This window comes from Fannyhessea sp. (assembly GCF_986145555.1).
The window spans coordinates 1-5,952 of sequence record NZ_CFRCNA010000039.1 but is presented as its reverse complement, the minus strand read 5'-3'; the positions used below and the strand labels follow the sequence as shown (position 1 = coordinate 5,952).

Here is a 5,952-nt window from a genome sequence, read left to right as displayed (position 1 = left end):
TTGTCAAAACGTAAGGATCAGCCTCGGTGCCTTTGGTGCCGCGGTTGGCAGCCTGGTAACTATCGCGGTCATCAGAAATACCTGGAATATCGGCGCCTTGACGCTGAACATCGTTAATAACACCAGAATTATCCGTGGCTTTTGCTTGAATGCTAAAGCGTTCATTGCGATATACAACTACACGTGTAGTATGTTTTGCCTCATCATGCGTTATTGACTCAACGAGGTTAGAAACACCGCTTACATCAGGTGTTTTTTCAATCTTGAGTTGTGGCGCCTTTGTATCGACTACTTTCAGCGTACCGGTAATGGTTGCCGTTGAATTGTCGCTAAACGTAACAGTAATTGAAACATTTTTGCCGCGTGTGTCAACTTTATCAATAGCAGGTGCATGACCTTCAGTAAAAGCATAAGGATTCTGTGCAAGCGAGCTACCAAGCAAACGCTTGGTGTCTTCGTTTACAAAATCAGACGGTGCAGGAGCAGCTGAATTAACTTCAACTTCTTTAACAGCACCTTGCAGTTGGTCTTGCGTAAAACGCTCGCTTTGAGTTTTGACAATAAACTTAAACTGCGTGATACTTTCATTTCCATTGCCATCAGTTGCAACAATAGTACGCGTGTATGTTCCTGTACTAGCATTAGCATTAAATTTACCGCTGATATTCAAGATATAAGGATTCTTACCATGATCCACACCTTGCGTATCGTGATCGGTTGTAATGGTAGCGTTCGGGAATGAAACAACAGCATTTCCTTTATTAGAGAGCTTGGCATCATTCACAATTCCTGAGTCGTCTACCACACGCACATCTACGCTAAAGTCTTCGTTACGATATACGGTAATAGTCCGCTGTTCGTTATCTACGTCAACGGCATTAGGCTTGCCAGACACCTCATGTTTTACAAACGTAACCACTGGAGCATTTGCGTCTGTAACCACTAATGTACCTTGGATTTCCTTGGTAGACCCATCAGAAAAGTGAGCAAGTATCGAAACTACCATACCGTCTTCATTAACAGCACTCGTGGAAGGAGCTCCACCCTTAAACGTATATGACGTTACTCCCCCATTGGCACTTGATAGCAACTTCTTAGTAGCTTCCGATACAAAATCTTCTGCTTTATACGTGAGTGGTTTATTAACCGAAATGGACTGTGTTCTACCCGAAACCTTGGTACTATCAAACTGAGCTGCTTGTTCTTTTATCGTAAATTTAACATCTGTCTGTTGCGTGTTGTCAACGCCATCCCACGTCTGAATTTTACGAGTATAGCTATTGTAGCTGCGCCAAGATTGATCGGTTGTTGTAAGTTTCATGTGCGGATCAATCGTACCTGAGATGGTAAGTACATACGGATTGTCCTGTGTACCGCATTTTGCACGATGATCCTTATTGTAGGTAGTAGAATCAGTTGTTATACCAGCAATATTACCAATATCACCAATTAAACGTGCGTCATTTACAACACCAGAATTATCACTCACGCGCGCTTGAATACTAAAACGCTCGTTGCGATATACTACGACCTCAACAGGTTGAGTAGTATGATGTACCTCAACTTTTCCAGCTAAAGGCTTACTTTGACTATCAACACCAGGGGTAGCAGCAAAGCTCACCTGCGCAGCTTTTGTATCTTGTACAATCAGTTTTCCAATGATTTGCGCTGTGGAATTATCGCTAAAGCGAGCAACAACTCTCACATCAAAAGGCACATAACTGCGGCCATTGCGTGTGGAAACTTTTCCTATTGATGGAGCGGTACCCGTAGGAGCGCCCTCAGCTTTTGCCCATTCGTAACTCACACCTTTTACGTTCTTTAAAGTGTTAAACGTTGTTTGGCTTACAAAATCGCGTGGCTTGAGATGCGCAGCTGGATCGTTTACCTCAACTGTTTGTTGTGCTCCTGTAAGGTTTTTATACTTTTGCGCTTGCGGTAAAACCTCCACAACAAATTCCATATAACCTGCGTGATCTGCACCATCCCAGGTATTTACCCTAAAAGTACGCGTACCCTGCTGGCGCGCAAGACCCTTGACACTTATAGTGTAAGGTGTTTTTGAGGTATCTTGATAACGATGTCCTTGCTGATATGCAGCGTCATTTGAGCTTAAGTAGCTTCCTTCAACGTTGCCCAAACGAGCATCTGTTACATGGTTTGAGTTATCACGCACCTCAACATCAAAACTGAATGCTTCATTGGCATACACCGTAAGCTTAGGCGCTTTTGAAGTGCTAAAAGAAGAACCAACTGTTTGGACATTTACAGCAGTGCCTGTAATGGTAACGCCCGTCTTTGCAACAAGAGAAACACTTGCAAGTTTGGTGTCTTGGACGCGCAGTTTTGCATTCTCAACGTCAACAGTTGATCCATCACTAAGCGTTATGTGAATAGTTTTGATCTGAGGATCTTTTCTGTACTGGTTATCAAAGCCTGTACATGCCTTGCCTTCTGAATCCAGATAACTGAATTTGGCATTTTTCGGAAGAAGCGCTTGCTTGCCGTTCGAAGAATATATAAAGCTGCGCACATCTGGAACTGTCGCATTTACCTCTATGGTCTGTTCATGTGCGCGAAGGTTATTGTACTTACGATTTTGTGGGAGCACACGAATCCTAAGGCGGCCGTCTTGCGTTTGGTCTTTCACATCCCAAGCACGTGCCGTCAATTCAAATGTTTGCTCAGCATTAGGGTCTGAAGGATGCTTAGGAGCAGTACCGGTAAGCGTCACTACATAGGGATTTGCCTTCGATCCACGCGTATCACGTGCACCATTCGTATCTTTTATATACGTTTGCTGAACAGTGTTTTCATCAGAGCTCACCCACGACGGGAAGCCTGAACCTGTGGCTGCTTGTACGCGCAGATCCTGTACGATGTTTGAGTTATCGCTACCTTTTACGCGAATCGTAAATTTCTCATCGGCATATACGTCCACGTTATAGCTGCCATCAGCATTTGCGTGAAGTACTTGCGTGTGTTCTTTTCCATCAGCTGTGTGCGTAACTTTTTCAAACGCAAGCTGAGGCTTTTTTGTATCATTGACACACAGATTGCCGGTAAAGTCGATAGTTGAGCCATCGCTAAACGTAGCTCGTACATATACAGGTTTAGAGCCGTTTCCCTTGTTGGTAAGTTTATCGATCGTTGGCGCAGAAGGTGTGGCATGTGAGCCAGGCGCAACTCCCCATGAATACGTAACTCCCTTTTTATGAGAATCACCCGAAGGAGCTTGACTTAGAAGTGCTTTAGTTCTGTCGTCTACAAAGCGTTCAGGCGTAAGATTTGCATGAGGGTCATTAACCTCAACCGTGACAAAACGGCCGTTTACTTTATTGCGATAACGCCCTGCTTGAGGAGCTACAACCACAGTTATCGGCATAGAGAACGTTTGAATGTTGTTGCCATCCCATGATTCAAACTTAAAGGTATACGTACGATTACCGTCACGATTAACGCCTTGTCCGCTAAGTGTTAACACATACGGGTGGTTGCTATCAACCGACATACCACGGTGCGTTTTTTGGTAATCCCAATGGTCACTTGAAAGACCAGGAACGTTTGAGCTTGTGGTAAGGAAATCGCTCATCTTATTGGTGGTGTCGGTTACCTTTGCTTGTACGGTATACGGCTCGTGATTATAAATCGTAAGCGTGGGTTTCACATTTCCGTTTGCGTCGGTAAGTGAAAACTCAGCAGATCCGTCTTGTGGCACCACTTCAACAGTGGAATAACTCAACGTGTCAGATGCTTTAAGCGTAAGCTTTCTATACTGCATGTCAGGCGCGTCACCTTTATGCTTTGCTGCATTAAAGCTAATCCAAAAACTTACACTTCCGTCATCATTCACCACAAATGGGTGCTTTGCATCGTTTTGCACTACATCGTAGTGGTCTTGATTTGCATTGATGATCGTTTGTTTAACTTTATCTTTTTCTGCTTGTGAAAGAACAATTTTTTGACCCTTAAAACGCACGTCGATCTTAGTTTTTTTGGCGTATGCTTCGGCTGCAATAACACGCACATTCAACGATTTTACTTCGCGGTTAGGTAAAAACGAGTTAAGACCATCATCAATATGTCTGAGGTCACCATACACACGAGTAATATCATCATCCCAAAAACACGGAAAACCAGAACCTGCCCATGCAATATTCATTTCACTATTCGGCTTAGCAATAACTACTCCGCTTAGGTCAATTCGGGCGTTATGGTGCACATATGGGTTTTGTGTATTGTTATCAACATCAACAGGTGTTTCTTTAAAATCGGCATTAAAGAGATTTTCTTCGGTTTTACCTAACTGATAGCTAATCGGTGAATTACTCTTATAGTCACTTGTCCACATGTACAAGCCTTGCTTATCATTTTTAGAGGTAAGCGAAATGTTAGTTTTTTCACCTTCGTGAACAACAACATATTCATTTTTAGTGGTAGGGTCAACTTTAATGTCATTCTTAGTACCATTTATGGTAATACCAAGTTCGGGCTTAAAACGAATGCCACCCCACTGCATATAATTACAGGTTGTCCAATTCTCATAGGAATGATAGCCTGCAGCATAATAGGGGTTATGAACATTGGTTGAATTAAAATCGTCAATTCGTGTATCGTAGGTAAACTCATAGGTATTGGTATCGCTACTATGTGTTTCAAACATAAATACACGATCAGAATTCTCTTGTATCAGTTGAGCGTAGTCTATGCGTTGATACTCGCTTGATTGGCCTTGCGCAAAGTCAAACTTATATTTATATAAGTTATCTACAAACGGCCCCATCTTAATGCCATCTTTGCCGTTGGTAAATTCGGCTTCATCGACCCATTCTTTTTGTCCACCGTTTATACGGTCTTTACATCCCGACTGCGGGTAAGACGTTCCCTCCCAGTAATGCTTATAGATGATATCTTTAAGCGTATGAGCAAAGCCTACATAATTCCAACGAGCAATAAGGCTTTTACCCCACCAAATGTTAACGCCGTCTTTTTCGTGGTGCGCGGCATAATATTTAGTTGGACCTTCTGCGGTACCTGTCACACGATTAGGAGGTAGAAAAACGTCTGCCGAGTCAAATATCGTGTCAAGCGTTGCTCCTTTTTGAGTAACCGTTCCGCTGATATTATGATTAGTAGTACGAATAAGTGCGGAATCTTGAAAAGTAATACCACGACTTGCATCAGAATTTTGAGATGAAACGATCGTTTGACCTTTTGGCGTACTGAAATAAAAATGGCCAGAACTGTGATTTCCATGATTACCATTAAAACGCACGCGCCAACGGTATCCAACTAATTTACCGTCTTTATCACGAATGGGCTGATTACTTACATACACCGTACCGTTTATTTCTTTAACAGTTGGTATTTCGGTAGGATTATTATGCGTACCATATAAAAAAGTACCAGGCTTATAGTGGTCAAATACATCGCCTGACTGACGATGATCAGAAGGATTCTCGGGAACAATGTACATACCACGTTTGTGCCAAAACACATAATCAAGCCAACGTCTAATTTCATCACGGTCACGAGCTTTTCTAATACCTAAAATTGCATTTTGACCAATAGCCTCATCGGTAGCTTCTGTATTTCCCGCCGTCTCATCAATAACCTTATTGCGCTCATCTTTATTCCAGCTCAATGCATATTGTAAAAATGCAATAGCGGAATTTTTTGCTTGTTGGAGCTTAAACTCCTCGGAATTAAACTCCTTTGCACCTTGTACCTTATGAAGTTCAAGGCCTTTAAGGTCAAAGTCTCTATCTTCATCTTCGGATTTACGCAAACTTGCAACAGAGCGCTTGGAACGAACAGTTGTAGTGGTTTGTGCAGATCTGTCTTGTGCTTGCGGTGTACTTGCATTATTAGTAGAAGGCTCCACACCAGGATTGCTGGCTGCAGAAGCAGATTCCTTCTTTTGAGTTAGGGGGGGGGGGAAGGGGTTTTTTT

1 protein-coding gene is annotated in these 5,952 nt (G+C 42.7%); it reads right to left on the bottom strand.

The window, feature by feature from the left end; all coding sequences use genetic code 11:
* On the bottom strand, positions 1-5,952 hold a 5,952-nt coding region (locus AC5GD6_RS05890; protein WP_491846450.1), incomplete at both ends, for a sialoglycan-binding domain-containing protein.